Source organism: Streptomyces nigrescens, from assembly GCF_027626975.1.
In the GTDB taxonomy this organism is placed as follows: Bacteria; Actinomycetota; Actinomycetes; order Streptomycetales; family Streptomycetaceae; genus Streptomyces; species Streptomyces nigrescens.
The window spans coordinates 8,640,161-8,661,674 of the sequence record NZ_CP114203.1 but is presented as its reverse complement, the minus strand read 5'-3'; the positions used below and the strand labels follow the sequence as shown (position 1 = coordinate 8,661,674).

4 protein-coding genes (1 of these 4 only partly in view) are annotated in these 21,514 nt (G+C 72.8%); all 4 read right to left on the bottom strand.

The annotated features are described in order from the left end of the window. Positions 1-257 precede the first annotated feature (257 nt). Tightly spaced (at most 28 nt apart), the 4 genes in view from STRNI_RS37870 to STRNI_RS37855 form a layout consistent with a single transcriptional unit that may run on beyond the window. Positions 258-1,274 (bottom strand): NADP-dependent oxidoreductase, encoded by a 1,017-nt coding sequence (locus STRNI_RS37870; protein WP_274733321.1) that lies wholly within the window; start codon positions 1,272-1,274, stop codon positions 258-260. Between the two features lie 28 nt (positions 1,275-1,302). Continuing rightward, positions 1,303-3,579, bottom strand: coding sequence for an ACP S-malonyltransferase (gene fabD, locus STRNI_RS37865; RefSeq protein ID WP_277412864.1), 2,277 nt, complete (start codon positions 3,577-3,579; stop codon positions 1,303-1,305). 1 nt (position 3,580) lies between these two features. Beyond that, positions 3,581-9,535, bottom strand: coding sequence for an SDR family NAD(P)-dependent oxidoreductase (locus STRNI_RS37860; RefSeq protein ID WP_277412863.1), 5,955 nt, complete (start codon positions 9,533-9,535; stop codon positions 3,581-3,583). Then, a protein-coding gene (locus STRNI_RS37855; protein ID WP_277412862.1) for an SDR family NAD(P)-dependent oxidoreductase crosses the window boundary here: on the bottom strand, positions 9,532-21,514 show its 3' end. 12,314 nt of this gene lie beyond the right edge of the window; 11,983 of the gene's 24,297 nt are visible here — the last part of the coding sequence; the start codon falls outside the window, past its right edge; the stop codon is at positions 9,532-9,534. The genes STRNI_RS37860 and STRNI_RS37855 overlap by 4 nt, the downstream gene beginning before the upstream one ends.

The window sequence follows — 21,514 nt, the reverse complement described above, 5'->3', positions numbered from 1 at the left end:
AGTGGGAAGCGGCGGAGCTTGCACGGTGGGTGCGTGGAGTCCGGACGGAATCGCCGTCTCGCCGACTCGCCGCAGGCTGAATGCCCAAGGGAAATGGGCCAGGTGGGGAATTCGGAAATCGCTGCGCAAGGCGTGAAGCGCGCTGTCTGTGCGGTGTCTGCGCTTACAGATCACCATACCGGCCGGGAAGCGGGCGGGGAACGAATCCATGGGAAATTCCCGGGAGTTCGCCGATTTCTTCCGTGTGGCGCGGTGTTTCAATCGGCGATTCGCACCAGCATTTTCCCGGTGTTGGCGCCGCGCAGCATGTCGATGAACGCGGCGGGCGCGTTCTCCAGTCCTTTGACGACGGTTTCCCGGTAGGAGATTCTCCCTTCTGCCAGCCAGCCGCCCATGCGGGCGGTGAACTCGTCCTTGAGGCCGGCGTGGTTCGAGACGAGAAAGCCGCGCAGGGTGATGCCCTTGGCGATGGCCTGTACGAGGTTCCGCGGGCCGGCCGGGCCGTCCTTCTCGTTGATCTGCGAGACGGTGCCGCAGAGGGCGAACCGCGCGCCCATCCTGGCCAGGGCCAGGGCGGCGTCCAGTTGGTCGCCGCCCACATTGTCGAAGTAGACGTCGATGCCCGCCGGTGCGGCCTTCGCCAGCTGGTCGAGGACCGGACCGGCCTTGTAGTCGAACGCCGCGTCGAAGCCCAGCTCTTCCGTCAGATAGGCGACCTTCTCGGCGCTGCCCGCCGATCCGATCACGCGTTGTGCGCCGCACAGCCGGGCGATCTGGCCGACGAGGGAGCCCACCGCGCCCGCGGCCCCGGAGACGAACACGGTGTCGCCGGGCCGGAATTCGGCGGCCTTGAGCAACCCCGCGTAGGCGGCGTGCCCCGGCATGCCGAGCACTCCGAGGTACGCCCCGGGCGGGGCGAGCGCCGGGTCCACCGTGACCGCGCCGGCGGCGCCCACGACGGCGTACTCCCGCCAGCCCAGACCGTGCAGGACCAGGTCGCCGACGCTGTGGCGCGGTGACTTCGAGACGACGACCCGGCCGACGGCGCCCCCGTCGAGCACCTTGCCCACGGCGAACGGCGGAACGTAGGACCTGGTGTTGTTCATCCGCCCGCGCATGTACGGGTCGACGCTCATCACCAGGTTGCGGACCAGCACCTGGCCGGTCCCGACGGCGGGCAGTGGTGCCCGCACGACCGAGAAGTTCCCGGTGGTCGGCCATCCCTCGGGGCGGGCGGCGAGCCGGACTTCGGTGCCTGTGGACGGAACGGTCATCGCGTTCTCCTCGACTGGGGGATGTCCGTCACGCACGGGGCACACCGAGGGTGTCGCGCCAGTGCCGGCATGCGGTGACGATGTGTTCGGCGGCGCCGTCGAGCAGCCGGAGGCCGATCCGGTCGACGTGGCGGTGCCGCCATGAGGCGAGTTCGGTGCCTTCGACCCACTGGTTGAAGGCACCCAGCGCCGGTCCGGTCTGGACCTGGTAGTTCACTTTTCCGGTGCCGTCGCCGTTCATGGCCAGGCGCGTGGAGTGGAAGAAGTACCAGCGGAACACCAGCGCCATCTTCTGTTTGGGATCGGCGTCGGCCCGGGCGATGTCGGCGTCGCGGCCCTGCGACCGGAGATAGGCGCGTACTTCGTCCCAGACCTCTTCGACGCTCTTTCCGAAGTAGGTTCTCTCCAGGAGGGAGCGTGTTTTCTCCGGTATTTCGTCGAGGCCATCGTGGTGGGAGTACAGGGAGAACAGCTTGTTGGCCCGCGTGGGGAAGAAGACGCCTTTGCGGAGCACCTGCACCTTGGCCCCGAATTCGAACATGTCGCCTGCGGGAGCATAGGCGGTGTCGGCGATGCCGACGTCCTCCAGCATGTCCTTGACCTCGTCACTGATACCGGATTCCACCGTGCACTGATTGATGGATCCGGTGAGTACGTAGTCGGCGCCCAGCATGAAGGCCGCCGCGACCGCCGCGGGGGTGCCGAGGCCGCCGGCGAGGCCCGTGCAGATCGGTTCGTCGTAGCGGTACCGGTCCTGGGCCCGCTGGCGGAGCTGGAGCATGGCGGGCATCAGGACCGTGGCGACGCCGCCGTCCGTGTGCCCCCCGGAGTCCGCCTCGACCGTGATGTCGTGGCTCATCGGCACCGTCCGGGCGAGCTCCGCCTGTTCGTCGGTGAGGGCGTTCTCCCGGCGGAGCCGTTCCAGGAGCGGCCCGGGGGCGGGTGCCATGAACTGCTCGGCGACCTCCGGCCGGGAGACCTTGGCCACGATGCGGTGGTCGCACACGGTCCGGCCGTCGGCACCGCGGCGGAGTCCCCGTGCCCGGTAGAGGACGAGCGCGGGAGTCATCTGCATGAAGGCCGACGCCTCGATGACGGGGACGCCGTGGCGCATCAGCAGGTCGACCAGCGCACGCTCGGCCGCGGGGTCGTCGTGGTCGGCCAGTACGTTGACGCCGTAGGGCTGTCCGTCGGCCAGGCCGTGCTGGACCTCCTTCACCCCCTGCTCGATCTCCGGGAGCGGCAGACCGCCGGTTCCCAGGAAACCGAGCATGCGCTGCCGGCCGAGCCGGACGACCATCTCGGCCGAGGCGATGCCCCGGTACATACCGCCCACGGCGTAGGCGTGGCGCACGCCCATGCGCCGCCGGAACACGGGGCTGCCGAGCGCGGCGGCCGGTGTGTCGGGCAGTGCGGCCGGCGTATCCGCCGGGGCGGCCGGAGCATCGGGCCGGGCGACCGGCCGCGGGGCCGAGCGGATCTGGTCGATCAGCCTGCCGAGTACGCGGCCTCCGAGTTCGACGAAGTCGGTGACGCCCAGGTCGAGGAGGTGGTGCACGCTCTCGGTCCAGCGCACGGGCCGCACGATCTGGTCGACGAGCGTGTGCGCGGTCCGGCCGGGGACGTAGGGCCGCGCGGTGGCGTTGGCGATCACGGGCGTCGCCGGGTCCCCGAGGGGGAACCCGTCGGCGAAGTGGGCGAAGTCCCGCTGGGCCTGCCGCATCAGGGGCGAGTGGAAGGCGCCGGACACGTTCAGCCGCACGCAGCGGACATCGCGCGCGTCGAGGTATGCCACCAGCGCGTCGACGGTCGCGGTGGCGCCGGACACGACCTTCTGCTGCGGTGCGTTGTCGTTGGCGACGGTCAGGCCGGTGAATCCGCCTTCGTCGAGGAGTTCGCGCAGCCGTGCCTCGTCGACCCCGACCACGGCTGCCATACCGCCGCCCTGTGCCTGCGCCATCAGAGCGCCGCGCCGCTGGACGAGGCGCAGTCCGGTCGCGAAGTCGAAGGCGCCGGCGGCGTGCAGGGCGCAGTACTCCCCCAGGCTGTGCCCGGCGAGAAAGGCCGGCTCGTCGCCGGTGCGCTCGCGCCACTGCCGGTGGGCGAGCGCACCGACCACGAACAGCGCGGGCTGGGTGTACTCGGTGCGGCCCAGTTGCCGGTGCGGATCGTCCAGGCACAGCGTGCGCAGGGAGTAGCCGAGGACCTCGGAGGCCTCCTCGGCGAGTTCGGGGTACGCGTCGAACAACTCGCGCCCCATACCGCGCCGTTGGGCACCCTGGCCGGGAAAGACCACTGCCTTCATGTCAGCGGCCTCCCTGCGCGGTGGTCTCCGGGGCGGCGTCCACAGCGGCGTCCTCGGCGGCGTAGAGCCGGTCGCACAGGCGCATCAGCTTGTCGAGCGACTGCGGGGCCGTCATGACCTCGGCATGCATCGAGGTGTCGACGTCGATGGTGAAGAAGTCGTCGATCTGGTCGGCCCACTCCTGCCAGTACGCGACGCCGTCCACGGTGGGGAGGGCGGGATTCGGGAAGAGCACCATGTGCTCCTCGAAGGCGCCGAAGAAGTTGCCGCCCCGGTTGCGCAGGTAGTAGCAGCGCAGTCCGTCGCGCCGCGGCAGCGGGTCCACCGTGTACGTCTCGCCCTGTGTGGCCTCGAAGTAGCGCGACAGCTGCCGGACCCGGGAGCGCAGCTGCGTCTCGGTCTTGCTGATGCCGCGGGCGAGCGCGGCGTCGATCAGGGAGTCGAGAAACGCCGTGGTGTCCAGGGTGGTGTCGACCTCGTCGCGGCGCAGGATCGGCGTGGCGCCGCCGTGCGAGTCGAAGCGGTTGTTGCCGAGGATCAGGTTGACGGCGCGGAAGTCGCTCACCTTGGTGACCACGTCGGCGTCGAAGTTCCCGCCGACGATGAGGGCGTTGGCCTTGTTGGTGGATACGGCGTCCAGGGTGTCGAGCATGACCAGCGTGCCCACCTCGGCGCCCTTCAGCTGGAGCTGCCGCACGGTCTCGTACGCGAACAGACCGCCCAGGGAGAAGCCGCCGATGTCGTACGGGCCTTCCGGCTGTACGGCGAGGATGAGGGACGCGTAGTGCTCGGCCATGGCGTACTGGCCGGTGAGGATCTCGGTGGAGTCGATCCAGCCCTTCGGCTGGATGCCGTAGAAGGGGCGCGGGCAGCGTGCGGCCAGCGGGGCGTAGGACTCCACGCCGCCGTTGCCGTGGTGGACCCAGAACACGGGCCGGCCGGAGGTGACGCCGTTCATCCGGACCAGTTCGGGGAAGTCGTTCGGCGATGCGGGCTCGGCGCGTCGTGCGGAGGCTTCGGCCGGTGCGGCGGGCGCCGGGGCCGGCTCGACGGGAGCCACCACAGCGGGTTCCGGGGTGGCCGTGCCGGTGCCCGGGGAGGCCGTGCCGGTTGCCTCGGAGGCCGTGCCGGTGATCGCGTCGACGACCTGCTGAAGCGTTTCGCAGCCGGCGATGACGTCGAGGGTGAGGGACGCGTCGATGTGCGTCTGCGCCTGGGTGAGGAACTGCATCATGAAGATGGAGTCGAAGCCGTAGTCGCCCAGGGACTTGTCCCACCGCAGGGTTTCCACGTCGACCTCCAGCAGTGTCGCCAGGAGGTCCGCGACGACGGTTCCCACGGCCGACGGCTCGGCCGGTGCGGCGGCCGGAGTCGTCTCGGCGGCCGGAGTCGTCGCGGCGGCCGGCGCGGGTTCGGCGACGGCCTGCGGCTCGGGGGCGGCGAGGACCGCCGGCTCCGGGTGCGCCGGCAGGAAGCGCTCCCGCATCCGGGCGTGGTCGCCGTCGAGGGCGATGGCGCAGGTCAGGCCGGTCGCCCAGATGCGGTCCAGGGCGTCGATGCCCACGGACGCGCGCATCGGCCGCATGCCCACGGACTCCAGGAGGTGGACGGTCGACGGATCGGCTCCCATGCCGCCCTTGTCCCACAGCGGCCAGTTCACCATGAGGGTGCGGCCCGACCGGCTGCCCCGGTCCGCCAGGGAGGCGCGGTGGGCGGCGTATCCGTCCATGAAGGCGTTGGCGGCGGCGTAGTCGGCCTGTCCGACGTTGCCGAAGGCGGCCATGGAGGAGAAGCCGATGAAGCAGTCGAGCGGGACGGAGGCGGTCGCCTCGTCGAGGTGGCACAGTCCGGCCACCTTGGCCGCGAAGACCTCGCGGAGGTCGTCCGGGGTCTTCCTGGCCACGAAGCCGTCGCGCAGTACTCCGGCGGCGTGGACGATGCCGTGCAGCGCGCCGTACTCGGACCGGACGTCACGGACGACGCGGTCCACGTCGGCGCGGTCGGCGACGTCGAGCACGCGGTAGTCGGCACGCGCGCCCAAAGCCCGCAGGTCGGCGAGGAGTTCCCGTTGTGCCGGGCCGGCCGGGCTGCGGCCGCAGAGGACCAGGGCGGGCGTCTCGACGCGCCGGGCGATGTCCTTGGCGAACAGGGCGCCGAGCCCTCCGGCGCCGCCGGTCAGCAGGTAGACGCCGCCGTCGCGCCAGGGCATCTCGGGGGCGGGCGGGGCGACTTCGCGCCACTGGGACACCTGCCGGCCTCCCCCGCGGTGGCGCACGGCCTCCTCGGCCGGGTCGGCGCCGTCACGGCGCAGTCGTCCGGCCAGCTCGGCCGGGGTTGGGGCGCCGTCGCCGTCCAGTTCGATCCACTGCGTCCGCAGCTTGGGGTGCTCCATGTGCGCCGTGCGGAGCATGCCGCTCAGTCCGCCCAGCCAGGGCGCGTGCGCGGGGGTGACGACCTGGATCAGGCGCGGCGGCCGGGCGGCCTCCTGCGCCTTGGCGCGCAGCAGAGCCAGCAGCCGCTCGGCGTATTCGGTGTAGCGGGCGCCGGTCTCGCCGCGTGCCTGCCAGGATTCACAGGTGGCGCCGCCCAGCGCTTCGCCGAGCGCGGCGGCGTCCGCCTCCGGGAACTCGCACAGCACGACGTGCCGTTCCACGTCGTCGCCCCGGTCCTGCGGTGCCGCGCTCTCGCGCCAGTCCGCCTGCACCAGCAGGGCGGGCGCGGTGGCCGGCTCAGCGGTGCGGGGCTCCGGGCTCGGCTTGACCCGGGTGCTGAAGCCCAGCAGGCGCACGCAGACGTTGCCCTGTGTGTCGCACAGGTCGATGTCCAGGCGGCGTACGCCGGAGTCGCGGCGGTCGTCCGCGGCGCGGCGCACGAGCCCCCAGCCCTCGGCCGGGGTGGGGGCCAGGATCTGTACCTCTCGTACGGTGAACGGAAGGGCCGTACCCTCCGGGGCGCCGCCGTGCTCGCCGAGGGCCAGTCCCAGGGTCGTCTGCAGGGCGGCGTCGAGCATGCCCGGGTTGAGGGTCAGCGAGGATGCCGCCGCCTCGGGGAGCACCAGGCGGGCAAGGGCGGTGTCCGCACCGTGGTGCAGCTCCTGTACGGCCCGGAAGGCGGGGCCGTATCCCATGCCCATGCGCGCGAACAGCGCGTAGCACTCGGCGCCGGTGCGCCGGAACGGGAGGGTCGCGCGCAATGCGTCGATGTCGTGGGTGTCGTCGAGGGCGAGGAGTGCGGGGTCGGCGTGTGCGCTGCCCTGCGCGTGCAGGACGCGGTCGCCGTCACCGTCGCCGTGGGCGTGCACCTCGAACGTCCCCGCGGCCGGGTCCAGTTCGACGCCGAGGGTGCACGGTGCCGTCACCTCCAGAGGACGCAGCCAGGTCACGTCGCGCAGGCGCACGCCGGTGGCGGTGGCCCCGGGCGTGGCCCGGACGAGCGCGTCACGGACGAATTCGAGGTAGGCGGCACCGGGCAGGACGGGCGTGCCCCCCACCCGGTGGTCGCGCACGTAGAACGTGTGCCCGGTCAGCTCGTGGCGGTGGGGCGGCGGCGGTGCGGCCGGCGCCTCGGCAACCGGGAGCGGGGTCCTTGTCGTGCGCTTCGCGTCGGTGATCCAGTAGCGCTTCAGGTCGAACGGGTAGACGGGCAACGGGATGCGCCGCATCGGCCGGCCGGCGTACAGACGCCGCCAGTCCACGTCGAAGCCGGTGACCCAGAGCTTGAGCAGGCGGCCCAGCTTGCCCTTGGCGATCCAGCTGTCGATGGCGAGGGCGATGTCGTCGTCGCCGGCGAGCTCGTTCCACGGCCCCTGGCGCTGTGCCCGCCCGGTGTGCAGCCCCTGTGCGGTGCCGCCGTCCAGGAAGGCGCCCAGCCGCTCGCGCAGGTCGACGAGCGAGGGGGTCAGGAAGGCGAGGCGCTCGTCCATCGCGACGCGGCCCACCTGAAGCGTGTGGGCGAGGTCCGGCAGGTCGGCCTCGCCGAGCCGGCCCGAGTCGATCCAGTCGGCCAGCTGCCGGGCCCGGGCGCGCAGCATCCCGGGCTCCGGGGCCGACAGGACGATGGCCACGGGGTCCGTGGTGCTCACCGGTGGCACGGGGCGCGGCACGTACTCCTCAAGGACGACATGGGCGTTGACGCCGCCGAAGCCGAAGGAGCTCACTCCGGCCCGCCGCGGCAGCTCACGGCCCTCCGCATCACGCAGGGCGGGCCAGGGCTGCCGCTCGCGTACCAGGTGGAACGGACTGCCGTCGAGGTCGATGTACGGATTGACCGTGTCGCAGTGCAGGCTCTTGACCAGGGTGCGATGCCGCATCTGAAGCAGCACCTTGATCACACCGGCGACACCCGCCGCCAGCTCCAGGTGACCGATATTCGTCTTCACCGACCCGACACCGCAGTGCACCTCCTCCACCACCGCACCGGACTCCTCGTACAGCTCCCGGAAGGCGGCCTTGAGGCCGTTGATCTCGATCGGATCGCCGAGTTCGGTGCCGGTGCCGTGGGCCTCGATGTAGCCCACGGTCCGGGGGTCGATGCCCGCGGTGCGGTACGCGCGCCGGATCAGTGCGGCCTGGGCCTTGGGATTGGGCGCGGTCAGGGAGTTGGAGCGGCCGCCGTGGTTCTCGGCCGTCGAACGGATGAGGCCGTAGACGTGGTCGCCGTCGCGCTCGGCCGCCGACAGGCTCTTGAGCACCAGCATGCCCACGCCCTCACCACGGGCATAGCCGTCCGCACTGTCGGAGAACGTCTTGCAGCGGCCCTCGGGGCTGAGCATCCCGGACTTGCTGAAGCTGACATGGCCGTCGGGGATCACCATGGTGTTGATGCCGCCGACGACGGCCATGTCGCACTCGCCGCGTTCGATCGCGGCGACCCCGCGGTGCATGGCGACCAGGGCACTCGAACAGGCGGTCTCGATCGGCTCGCTCGGCCCGTGCACGTCCAGGAAGTAGCTCATCCTGTTCGGGCCGACGGAGGGGACGCTGCCCGTGGGCGTGACGCTCTCGCCCCGGCCGCTGCTGCGGTCGGTGAGCAGGCCGTAGCCGGTGTCGCTGGTGCCGACGAACAGGCCGAGGCTGCTCCCGGCCAGGGCGTCGGCGGCGTAGCCGGCGTCCTCCAGCGCCTTCCACACGTACAGCATCAACAGGCGCTGCTGCGGGTCCATGTGGACGGCGTCCCGCGGCGCGATGCCGAAGAACAGCGGGTCGAAGTCGGCGACGCCGTCCATGAAGCCGCCCCACTTCACGTTGGTGCGGCCCGGTTCCCGGCGGGGGTCGCCGAACAGGGCGCGCCAGTCCCACCGGTCGGCGGGTACCTCCGCGATGCAGTCCCGGCCGTCGCGCAGGTTGTGCCAGAAGGCGTCGAGGTCCTCGGCCTGGGGGAACCGGCCGCTCATACCGACCACCGCGATGGGGCCGTCCTGCCGGCCGGCGGGCGCGGGGACGGCTGCGTCCCGTGCGGAGACGGCCGCGGCCGGCACCGGTGTGCCGACGGGCTCCACGGCACGGGACTCCGCGGCCGCGCCGGGCGACCGCAGGCCCAGGCGGGCGGCCAGCGCAGGGCCGTACTCCTCGGTCAGGTGGGTGCCGAAGGCCTGGATCGTCGCGTGCTCGAACAGCACGGTGGGCACGAGCTCCAGGCCCAGGGCGTCGTTCACCATGTTCACCAGCTGGGTGATGACGAGGGAGTCGAGCCCGTACTCGCTGAGGTCGACGTGCACATCCAGGTCGGCCGCGGTGACCTTCAGCAGCTCGCAGACCTTCTCCACCACGACGTCGCAGACCCGCTCCGTCAGGGCCTCGGTGTCGACGGCGTCGGCCGGCCGTGCGGCCTGCTCCGGTGCCTGCGCCTGCGCCTGCTTCCAGTCGCGCAGCAGGCGGAGCGCTTCGTCCTGTCCCACCTTTCCCTCGCGAATGAGCCCGTGCAGGTCGTCCAGGGACGCGATATGGGGGGTGCTCATGCCAGGCTCCTCTTGAATTCGTCCGCGCTCATCTCGCGTCGGCCAATGGCTTCGATCAGTTCCAGCAGGTGGGCGTCGTCGGAGACGGCCGGCGGCTCGGGTGCCTGTTCCGCGGGCCGGGTGGGCTCGCTGTCACCGTCGGGCTCACCGCCGAGCGTGCGGACGCTGAAACCGCGGAGGCGTACGCACACCTCGCCGTCGTCGTCGCAGAGGTCGAGGTCGAGGCGGCGCACCGCGCCCACGTGGTCGTCCTCGGCGAAGCGGACGACCACCCAGCCGGTGTCCGGGGCCGACCGCAGGACCTCCAGCTCGCCCAAGGCGAACGGCAGTGCCGTGCGCGGCGTCCCGGGGGCGTCGACGAAGAGTCCGACCGTGGCTTGCAGGGCGGCGTCGAGCATGGCCGGGTTGAGTACGTAGCCGCTCTCGCGGGACGCGGCGGCGGGCAGCTTCAGCCGTGCCACCGACTGCCGCGAGCCGGTGTACAAGCGCTCGATGCCGCGCAGGGCCGGGCCGTAGGTCATGCCAATGCCGGTGAAGCGTGCGTAGCAGGTCTCGGCGTCGAGCACCGGGCCGTCGCACTGCGCGCGCAGGGACGCGAGGTCGAGCCGCTCGGCCGGCGCGGCGGTCCCGCGCCGCAGCTGACCGCGGCCGAAGGGGACACGTTCGCCGTCCTCGTTCACCGCGTACACCTCGTAGCTGAGTCCGCCGCCGGCCCGGGTGGTCAGCGCGGTGTGCACATCGGTCGGCTGCTCGACGGTGAGCGGGCGCAGCCAGGACGCCAGCTTCAGCGACCAGCCGCGTTCGTCGCCGCCGGCCGCCTGGACCGCGGCGGCGCGCGCCATCTCCAGGTAGGCCACCGCCGGCAGCACCGGCACGGCGTCCGCGCGGCTTCCGGAGGCGGTGGGCCGGCGGCCGGGCCGCCAGCCGGAGACCGTCTCCACCACCCGGGCCTGGACCCGGTGGTCGGCGAGGTAGAACTCGCGGCCGGTGAAGTGCGAGGTGTAGCGGTGCTCGTCCAGGTCCGACGCGTTCGTGTGCACCAGCGGGTGCAGTGCCGCCGGCCGGTTCCCGTTCGCGGGGCGCGTGGTGTCGACCCAGTAGCGCCGGAGGCGGAACGGGTAGGTCGGCAGGGCGATCCGGCGCGGGCGGCGCCCGGCGCGGAGGCGTTCCCAGTCGAGGGGGGCGCCGTTCACCCATGCCTGGAGCAGGGCGGCCCAGTCGTGCCGGCCCGGGGTGGCGTGGTCGTCGTGCGGGCCGAACCCGGCCGGTGCTTCCGGCAGTTCGACGCCGCGCGGGACGGTGCCGCGGAAGACATCGGCCGTGGGCTCGCCGCGCAGCCAGGACTCCAGTGCTTCCCTGAGTTCGCCGGTCGTGCGGACCAGGCAGGCGAGGCGCTCGGCCATGGGTGTGCGTCCGGTCTGCGTGACGTAGGCGATCGACGCCATGTCGGTGTCGTCGTAGTCGCCGCGGCCCAGGACGTCCACCCAGCGCGCGGCGAGTTCGCACAGCACGTCGGGGTGGCTCGCCGACAGGACGACGGGGACCGGTGCGGTGGGTGCCCGGTCCGGCTCGGGGGCGGGGCGCGGCACGTACTCCTCAAGGACGACATGGGCGTTGACGCCGCCGAAGCCGAAGGAGCTCACACCGGCCCGCCGCGGCAGCTCACGGCCCTCCCCGTCACGCAGGGCGGGCCAGGGCTGCCGCTCGCGCACGAGATGGAACGGACTGCCGTCGAGGTCGATGTACGGATTGACCGTGTCGCAATGCAGGCTCTTGACCAGGGCGCGATGCCGCATCTGAAGCAGCACCTTGATCACACCGGCGACACCCGCCGCCAGCTCCAGGTGACCGATATTCGTCTTCACCGACCCGACACCGCAGTGCGCCTCCTCCACCACCGCACCGCGCTCCTCGTACAACTCCCGGAAGGCGGCCTTGAGACCGTTGATCTCGACCGGGTCGCCGAGCTTGGTGCCGGTGCCGTGGGCCTCGATGTAGCCGACCGTCCGCGGGTCGATCCCGGCCTTCCCGTAGGCCTCGCGCAGGAGGGCGGCCTGGGCCTTGGGATTGGGCGCGGTCAGGGAGCTGCCGCGGCCGCCGTGGTTCTCGGCCGTCGAACGGATGAGGCCGTAGACGTGGTCGCCGTCGCGCTCGGCCGCCGACAGGCTCTTGAGCACCAGCATGCCCACGCCCTCACCACGGGCATAGCCGTCCGCAGTGTCGGAGAACGTCTTGCAGCGGCCCTCGGGACTGAGCATGCCCGCCTTGGAGATGCTGATGTGCCCGTCGACGCTGACCATGGTGTTGACCCCGCCGGCGATGGCCATGTCCGACTGACCGTCCCGGATGGCCTGGACGGCGCGGTGCAGGGCGACGAGCGCGCTCGAACAGGCCGTGTCGACGGGCTCGCTCGGGCCGTGCAGGTCAAGGAAGTAGCTCATCCGGTTGGGGCCCATCGAGGGGGCCGCGCCGGTGATGTCGTAGCCCTCGATCACCGGCGAGTACCGGGTGACGAGGGTGCTGTAGCCGGTGCTGGTGGTGCCGGCGATGAGGGCCGTGTTCGTGCCCGCGAGGGCACCCGCGGAGTACCCGGCGTCCTCCAGCGCCTTCCACACGTACAGCATCAGCAGGCGCTGCTGCGGGTCCATCAGCTCCGCTTCCTTGGGAGAGATGTCGAAGAACAGCGGGTCGAAGTCGCCGACGCCGTCCATGAAGCCGCCGGAGGTCACGTTGGAGGTGTTGGGCTCCTTGACGGGTTCGCCGTAGTGGGCGCGCCAGTCCCAGCGGTCCGCGGGGACCTCACGGGTGCAGTCGCGGCCTTCGCTGAGGTTCTCCCAGAACGCTCGGAGGTCGTCGGCCATCGGGAAGCGGCCGCTGATGCCGATGATGGCGATCGGCTCGTTCCCGGGCGCATCCGTACGGGACGGGGTGGTGAGGGCGGTGGCGGGCTCGGGGGCGGCGGGCTCCAGGGCGGCGGGGGCCGCCGTGCGCGGTTCCTGCTGCTCCGCCGCGGTGGGGGCGACGCGGTCGGCGTGGTGGTCGAGGAGGTGGCCGACCACCCCGTCCAGGGTGGGGTTCTCGAAGAACAGGGTCGGTGCCAGCGAGAGCCCGAAGTCGGCGTTGAGCGCGTTGGCGAAGCCGATGAACGAGAGCGAGTCGAAGCCGTAGCGGGTCATCTCGGCCGTGCCGGTGATCCGCTCGGCGGGCACGTCCAGCAGGTCGGACACGCGGGCGGTCAGTTTCTTCAGCAGCGCCTTGCGCTGGCGCTCCCGGTCGGCCGCGGCGAGGGGCGCGGCGGCGCTGTCGGGCCCGGCGGCGCGCTCGGGCGCGGGAGCCGGCGGGACCGTCCCGAAGCGATCGGGGTGGTTGTCGAGAAGGTGGTCCACGACCTCTCCCAGGGTGAGGTGTTCGGGGAAGGGCTTGGGCACGGGCGGGAGCCCGAACTCCGTGGTGAGGCGGGCGGCGAACCCGGTGAGCGAGACCGGGTCGAACCCGTACTCGCCCAGTTCCACCGCGCCGTCGAACTCCTCGGCCGGCACGCCCAGCACGGCGGAGGCGTGGCCGATGGCGCGGCCGAGGACCAACGCGCGTAGGGCGGCGCGGTCGGGTGCGGTCACCGCCGGTGCGGCGCCGGTGGCCTCCGGGGCGGCCAGGAGGGTGGCGTCGATGCGGGCGCGGTCGCCGAAGACGGCCAGGACGTGCGGGTCGCCGGTGCCGTAGGCGCGTGCCAGCGCTTCCACGCCGTGCGGGGCGCGCAGGGGCACCATGCCGACGCTGTCGTGCAGGCGGCGTTCGGTGGCGCCGTCGACCTTCATCCCCCCGTCGGCCCACAAGGGCCAGCCGACGACCAGCGTGCGGCCGCGGCGCTCGCCCCTGGCCACCCGCTCGTGGCGGAGGCCGGCGTAGGCGTCCATGAAGGCGTTGGCCGCCGCGTAGTCGCCCTGGCCCTGGTTGCCGTAGGCCGAGAGTGAGGAGAACCCGATGAAGCAGTCCAGGTCGAGAGCGGCGGTGGCTTCGTCGAGGTGGACGAAGCCGGCGACCTTGGCGGCGAGGACCTCTCGCAGCTCGTCGGCGCTCTTACGGGCCAGGTAGCCGTCGCGCACCACACCGGCGGTGTGGACGACGCCGTCGAGGCGGCCGTAGTCGGCGACGACGGTGTTCACGCAGGCGGTCACGGCGTCGCGCCGGGCGACGTCCAGCACCCGGTAGGTGGCGGACGCTCCCAAGTCGTCGATTTCGCGCAGGAGTTCACGCTGGGCGGGGCCTTCCGGCGAGCGCCCGCAGAGCACGAGGACGGCGCCGGGCGCCTGCCGGGCGATCTCACGGGCGAACAGTGCGCCGAGCCCGCCGGCTCCCCCGGTGAGGAGGTAGACGCCGCCGGCCTTCCACGGGCGGGCCGGCCGGGCGTCCTCGACGGCGGTCCACTGCGGCACCCGGCGCTGCCCGCCGGAGTACCGCACGGCCACGTCGTCGGGGCTCGCCGCAGCCTCGCGCAGGCGTGCGCACAGCGTCGCGGTGTCGACGGGCGTCTCCACCTCGACGAGCTGGGTCAGCAGCTTGGGGTGCTCCATGCGGGCCGTGCGCAGCAGGCCGCCCAGGCCCGCGAGGACCCGGTTCTCGCCGTCGACGGGCACGACCACCTGCAGCAGGATCCGGCCGTCGCGGGTGGCCGGGACGAGCTGCTGGAGGCGGGCCAGCAGCGTCTCGGCCTGGCGGGTGAACCGCTGGGCCAGGTCGCCGTCGGCGGGCAGTGCGGTGCAGGGCACGCGGAGCCCGTCCTGGACCGCCGCCGGGTCGATCCCTGCGAGTCCGCCGAGCAGCACCTCGTGCCGCGCCGGCGGAGGCGAGGTCCGGGTGGGCCCGGCCGGGCGCCAGCCGGCGCGCATGAGGGTGAGCGTCGCGTCCCCGGTGTTCTTCGTGCCGTCGGAGTCGTCAGCGGCGGACAGGATGCGTGCGGTGAACCCGAGCAGGCGTACGCACACCTTTCCGTCGTCGTCGCACAGTTCTATGTCGGTGCGGCGTACGGCTCCGCCGCGGTCGCCCGCTGCGGGCCGCACCACGGCCCACCCGCTAGCCGGGCTGGGCGCGAGCAGCTGCACCTCCTCCAGGACGAAGGGCAGTGCCGCCGCCACGGTGTCGGTGCCGGTGTCCGCCGCCAGTGACAGGCCCAGGGTGGCCTGTACGGCGGCGTCGAGCACCGAGGGGTGCAGGTCCCAGCCGGCGCCGTCCCGGGCGGCCTGCGGCAGGCTCAGGCGGGCGACGGCGAGCCCGGCGCCGATGTGGATCCGCCGGATACCCCGCATGGCCGGGCCGTAGCCGATGCCCATGCGGTCGAAGAGCCGGTAGCAGTCGTCGTGTTCCAGCGTGCGCACATCGCACTGGGCGCGCAGCGCGGCGATGTCCAGGCGCGCGGGTGACGGTGTCTCCCACCGTTCGATGCGTCCTTGCCCGTGGACCACGGGCTGTTCGCCGCCGGCCGCCGTGGTGATCTCGTAGGTGAAGGCGTCGTCCGCGCAGGGCCGCAGTGCGGTCTCGACCGGGGTCGGCCCGGTGATCCGTGCGGGGTGCGACCAGACGACGTTGCGCAGGCGGGCGTTGGCGGGGTCAAGGCCCTCGGCGCGGGCCGCCGCGTAGGCCAGCTCCAGATAGGCCACGCCGGGGAGCACCGGCTCATTGCGCACCCGGTGGTCGTCGAGGAAGAACTCGCGGCCGGTCAGCTCGACGGCGAAGGACGGCAGGCCGGGCTCACCGGTCAGCCGGCGGCCTTCCAGCGGCGACGGGACCGCAACGGGTACCGGGGGCGCGGCGGGGGCGGCGGGGGCCGCCGGACGTGATCCGACCCAGTAGCGCTCGCCCGCGAACGGGTAGGCCGGGAGGGACACGATACGGAAGCAGCCGTCGCCGAACAGCGGGGCGAAGCGCAGATCTTGCCCCTGGGCGAAGAGCCCGGCCAGCTCGGTGAGGCTGTCGTGACGGTCGGGCTCGGCCATCAGGACGCCGGCGCGGGCGCGCACGGCGGGGTCCTGGCGGCGGTGCCCGTCGGGCGCCTCACCGGTGACCACGCCCTCGGCCCGGCCGTCGCACAGCCAGGTCCGCAGGGCGGCGACGAACTGCTCGCGGTCCGTGGCCACGCACGCCCAGCGGTGGCTGCAGTGGCGGCGCCCGGTGGCCAGGGTGTAGGCCACGTCGCCCAGGTCCAGGTCCTCGTGAGCGAGGGCGTGGTCCAGCAGGCGCTCGGCCTGGGCGCGGCGGCCGGCGTCGTCCTGTGCCGACAGGAGGATCAGCCAGGCCTGCCGGGGACCGTGGCCGGTGGTCTCCACGGCGGGGGCCTGTTCGATCAGCGCGTGCGCGTTGGTGCCAGCGGCGCCGAACGAGCTGACGCCGGCGCGGCGCGGACCGTCGGCGGGTGCGGGCCACGGGCGCAGTTCGGTGTTGACGTAAAAGGGACTGCCCTCCAGCGTGATCGCCGGGTTGGCCCGGCGGAAGTGCAGTGACGGGGGCAGCTGCTCGTTCCTGAGCGCCAGCAGCACCTTGATGACGCCGGCCACGCCCGCGGCGAACTGGGTGTGCCCCAGGTTGGTCTTGACGGACCCCAGGGCGCAGCCGCCCTCGGGCGCGTCGCCGAACGCGGCGCGCAGAGCCTCGAACTCGATGGGGTCGCCCAGCGGTGTGCCGGTCCCGTGCGCCTCGATCAGCTGGATTCCGCCGGGGTCGACGCCGGCGCGCTCGTGCACGCTGCGCAGGAGGCGTTCCTGCGATCCGGCGCTGGGCGCGGTGAGCCCGTTGGTGGTGCCGTCCTGGTTCATGCCGGAGCCGCGGATCACGCCGTAGACCTGGTCGCCGTCGCGCAGCGCGTCGGCGAGCCGCTTGAGCACGACCACACCGGCGCCCTCCCCCGGCACGAAGCCGTCGGCGCGCTCGTCGAAGGTGTGGCAGCGTCCGCGGGTGGACAGCATGTTCGCCCGCACGGCGGACCGGTAGAAGATCGGCGTGGACTGGACGAAGACTCCGCCCGCCAGGGCCATGGACGTGTTGCCCAGACGGAGGTCCTGGCATGCCTGGTGAACGGCCACCAGCGAACTGGAGCAGGCCGTGTCGACCGACAGCGCCGCGCCCTGCAGATCGAGGAAGTAGGAGATCCGCGAGGCGATGACCGAGGAGATGTTGCCCCACAGTGTCTGCGGTGGCGCGTCTTCGCCGGTCAGCTGCTGGTAATCGCTGGGCGAACCGCCGACGTAGACGCCGCACCCGCGGCCGTCGAGCCGTTCACCGGCGTAGCCCGCATCCTCCAGGGCGTGCCAGCACTCCTCCAGGAAGATGCGCTGCTGCGGGTCGGTGTAGGTGGCCTCCTTGCCGGACATGCGGAAGAACCAGGCGTCGAAGCGCTCGATGTCGTCGACGAAGCTTCCGTACTGGCGCGGGGCGCCCTCGCCCAGCTCCTTGGCCATGTCCCAGCGGGTGACCTCGCCGACCAGGTCGTCGCCCGCGGCGAGGTGTGCCCACAGAGCGGCGGCGTCGGGTGACTGCGCGAAGCGGGCGGCGATGCCCACCACGGCGATGCCGTCGTCGGCCGGGTCGTCCGCGGGGGCTTCCGAGGGAGCTTGAGCGGGCACGGCGTGCGTTCCGGCGGAGGCGACGGGGGCAACTGGAGCGGCGGACGGAGCCCCGGAGGCGTGCCCGTGGCCGTCCTGCGCCGGGGCCGCTCCGGTGCCGGCTGCCGGCTCGCGCACCGCGCCGGAGGACCGCAGCTGCACCCCGTACCGGGCGACCAGGTGGTCCGTCAGCCGGTCGAGCGAGCTGTGTTCGAACAGTGCGGTGCTCGGCAGATCGACGGCGAGGGCTTCGTTCACCGCGGCGACCAGCCTGACGCTGAGGATCGAGTCCACGCCGTAGTCGGAGAAGGACGCCTGCGGGTCGATCTCGTCGGGCTCCATCATGAGCACGCGGGAGAGCTCGGCCAGCAGGAGTTCGCCGGCCAGGTACCGCACGGTCGCCTCGTCCCTTTCCGGCGTCCGCTGCGCGGGGGCGGGCCGGGCGGGCTCGGGCGGCGGGGCGGCGGCAGGGCCGTTCGCGGGCTCCGGGGCCCGGTGGCGTCGGCGCGGAGCGGCGGCCGTCGGCCAGTAACTCCTGCGCTGGAACGGGTAGGTGGGCAGCGGCGTGCGGCGTACGTCGAGGCCGGAGAAGAGCGGCGCGAAGTCGACCTCTTCGCCGTTCAGGTACCGGGCCCGGGCGCGCTCCAGCTCGGTGTCGCCGCGCCCGCCGGCGGTGTCGCTCCGCCCGGCGGCCAGCCAGGCCTCCAGCCGGTGTGCGAGCGTGTCGCGGTCGGCGGCGACGAACGCCGCGCGGTGGGTGAAGTGGTCCCGCCCGGCCGCCAGCGTGTAGCTGACATCGCCCAGTGCGGCGTCGGGTGTGCGGCGCAGGTGTGCCAGCAGGTCCGCGGCGCGGCGGTGCAGCGCCTCGGGCTGCTGGGCGGACAGGACGAACAGCAGCTCGTCCGCCGACTGCCGGCGCCCGTCACGGGCCGGGGCGTTCTCCACGACCAGGTGGCCGTTGGTGCCGCTGAAGCCGAACGCGCTCAGGGCCGCGACGCGTTTCCCCTGGCCGTTGGGCTGCCACGGCCGCAGCGTGGTGTTCACGTGGAAGGGGCTTTCGGTGAGTCGGATCGCGGGGTTGGTCTCGTAGTGGTGGAGGGACGGCGGGATCTGGCCGTGCCGCAGCGAGAGCACGACCTTGAGCAGGCTCGCCACGCCCGCGGCGGAGGTGGTGTGACCGAGGTTCGTCTTGATCGAGCCGAGTGCGCAGGTGTCGCGGCCGCCGGCGGTGCCGAACGCGCCGACCAGGGCCTGGCATTCGATGGGGTCGCCGAGCTGGGTGCCGGTGCCGTGCGCCTCGACCATGCCGATCTCGGCCGGATCGATGCCGAATTCGGTGTGCACCTGGCGGATGAGGCGCTCCTGCGACGAGGCGCTGGGGGCGGTGATGCCGTTGGTCGCCCCGTCCTGGTTGACGGCGGAGCCGCGGATCACGGCGTGGATGTGGTCGCCGTCGGCCAGTGCGTCGGACAGGCGGCGGAGCACCACGACGCCCACGCCCTCGCCGGGTACGAATCCGTCGGCGGCGGCGTCGAAGGTGTGGCACTTGCCGGTGGGCGAGAGCATCCCGCCGCGGCCGGCCGCCAGGTAGGTGTCCGGGGTGGTCTGGACGCTGACGCCTCCTGCGAGGGCCATATCGGTTTCGCCGCTCCACAGCCCCTGGCAGGCGAGGTGGATGGCGACCAGCGAGCTGGAGCAGGCGGTGTCGACCGCGATGGCGGGGCCCTGGAGGTTCAGGTGGTAGGCGATGCGCGCCGGTACGACCGAGGGCGCGTTGCCCCATGCCGCCTGGGCGGGCGGCGCGTCCTCGAACCACTGGGGGTAGTCGCCGCCGGTGCAGCCGACGTAGACGCCGCACCGGCGGCCGTCCAGCGAGGAGCCCGCGTAGCCGGCGTCCTCGATGGCCGTCCACGCCTGTTCGAGGAACAGCCGCTGCTGGGGGTCGGTGTAGGTGGCTTCGAGGCCGGTCAGGTTGAAGAAGCGGGCGTCGAACTGGTCGATGCCGTCGAGGAAACTGCCCGCGCGGCAGGACAGTTCGTCCTGGCTGTAGCCGGAGAGGTCCCACCGTTCGACCGGGCCGACGAGGTCGTGGCCGGCGGCGAGGTGCTGCCAGAGGGCATCGGTGTCGTCCGACTGCGCGAAGCGGCCGCTGATCCCGACGATGGCGAGGGGCTCGCGCCCTCCGGGAGCGTGCGGTGCTCCGGCGGCTTCCGGTGCGGGCACCGGTGCCGGGGCGGCAGGGGACGGCGCGGCAGGGGCGGTCAGTTGGGGCCGGTGGGTCCCGGCGATGTGGGCGGCGAGCTGCGACACGCTGCGGTGGTCGAAGATGACCGTGGTCAGCAGGTCGGTCCCCAGCTCCTCGTTGAGGCGCTGGACGAACCGGACGCCGACGATGGAGTCGAGGCCGTAGTCGGCGAACGCCTGGTCCGGGCCGATCCGTTCGGCGGGCATCCGCAGCGCGTCGGCCAGCTCGGCCAGGACCACGTCCGTGACGGTCCGGGCCAGGGCGGAGGCAGGGGCCTGCGCCGCGGGCTCCGCCTGCGGCCGGGCCGGAGGGCTGCTCGCCTCGGGCGGTGCGGGGAGCAGGCGCGGGCTGCGGGCGAGACCGTCGCTGTGGGCCACGACGACCTGCTGCCCCAGCGCCAGGGCGTCCCGCGCAGGATGGCGGATGCCGGTGAAGCCTTCCTGGTCCAGGACGAGCTGCCAGGCCTGCGGCGACAGCGCGGGGCTGCCGGGCACGCGCAGTTCGGCGTCGTCGTGGAGCCACCAGCCGTCGAGCAGGCCGAAGGTGAGGTGGTTCACGAGGTAGAAGCCGCTGATCTCGTTGAGAGCCAGCAGCCCGTTGCCGCGCAGGAGCGCCTTGGCGTGCCGGAGGGCCGGGCGGATGTTGTCGGTGGCGTGCAGCACGTTGGCCGCGATGACGACGTCGTAGGCACCGGTTTCGAGCCCCTGGGCGTGCGGGTGCCCGGCCGCGTCGAAGATGCGGTACGTGAGGTGGTCGCGGCCCGGCCCGAAGGTGTCCTGGGCGTTCTGCAGGAAGGCCTGGGACAGATCGGTGAAGCAGTACTCGGCCAGGTCGAGCCCTTCGCGGGCGAGGCGGTCGAGCACGGGCCCGGTGGTTCCGCCGGTGCCTGCGCCGATCTCCAGCACGCGCAGGCGGGCGCCCGGATCGGCGTCCCGGCGAGCGCGCAGGAAGGCCGCCACGTGTTCGGCGAGGACGGCGTTGAAGTGCGCTGCCACGCGGTTGTCACGGTAGACGCCTTCGACGAGGGAGAACGCTCCCTCGGGGAACAGCACATCGGTGGCGCGCACCCGGCCGCACAGAATGTCGGTGAGCGCGGGCAGGGTCTGGTCCAGCAGGTTCAGGGGTGCGCGCAGATCCGGGTTGGCGGCGGCCCACCGGGGCGTCTGCGCGGCCCAGTCGGCGCCGCATGCCTCGGCATCCCGGGCGGCCGGGCTGCCGGTGTTCCAGCGGCCCTGGTCGTCGATCATCCCGTGCTCTGCGAGTACGCGCAGGGTGGCCGAGAGCCAGCCGTCGAACCGTGTGTCGACGCCCTCCCGCTCCTTCCATTCGGGGAGGCCGTGGCGCGGCTCCTCCAGACCCGCACGGCGCAGCTCGGCGGCGAGGCGGCGGAGCAGGGACGCGTCGATCTCGCCCGGTACCGGGCCGGCCTGGTACGCGGCCAGGCCGGTGGGCAGGGCGACCGCCGCGGCGCCGTCGCGGGCCGCCGCACCGTGCGCCTGCGGGGTCAACACCTCTGCGGTGAGCACCCCTTCGACCGGCAGCGGGCGGCCCAGGCGCATGAAGCCGATCTGGTCGAGCGGGCCGGCCAGGAGGCGTTCCAGTGCGCCCATCGCCGTGGCCGGGTCGATCGGGGCCAGTCCCATGGAGGTCACGTCGCGCAGCAGCTCGTCGGGGACGTTGCCCCAGTAGCCCCAGTTGACGACCTTGACCCGGCAGTCCAGCGCCTTGCGCAGGGCGTCGGCGCGCGCGTCCTCGAAGGCGCAGGCCGCCGAGTAGTGCGCCTGGTGGGAGTTGCGGATGAAGCTCACCAGTGAGGAGACCAGCAGGATGAAGTCCAGGTCCTGGCCGGCGAAGACCTCGGCGAAGTGCACGCACGGGTCGGCCTTGGCCGCGAGGGTGGCCTCCAGCTCGCGCTCGGTCATCCGGGCGAGCGGCGTGTGGCTGAACACCATCGCCAGGTGCACCACGCCGTCGATGCGGCCGTAGCGGCGGACGACCTCGTCCCGCATGCGGGCGAGCGCGCCGGGGTCGGAGGCGTCGGCGGACAGGTAGACGGGGGTCCGCCCGCCCGCTGCGGTCCGCGCCGCCTTGGCCCGGATGTCCTCGTCCTCGGCGCGGCGGCCGACCCATACGACGTGTGCG

What these genes read in the sequence shown, in the direction of transcription:
- STRNI_RS37870 (WP_274733321.1), bottom strand. Translation starts at nt 1,274, where the DNA reads ATGACCGTTCCGTCCACAGGCACCGAAGTCCGGCTCGCCGCCCGCCCC.
- fabD (WP_277412864.1), bottom strand. Translation starts at nt 3,579, where the DNA reads ATGAAGGCAGTGGTCTTTCCCGGCCAGGGTGCCCAACGGCGCGGTATG.
- STRNI_RS37860 (WP_277412863.1), bottom strand. Translation starts at nt 9,535, where the DNA reads ATGAGCACCCCCCATATCGCGTCCCTGGACGACCTGCACGGGCTCATT.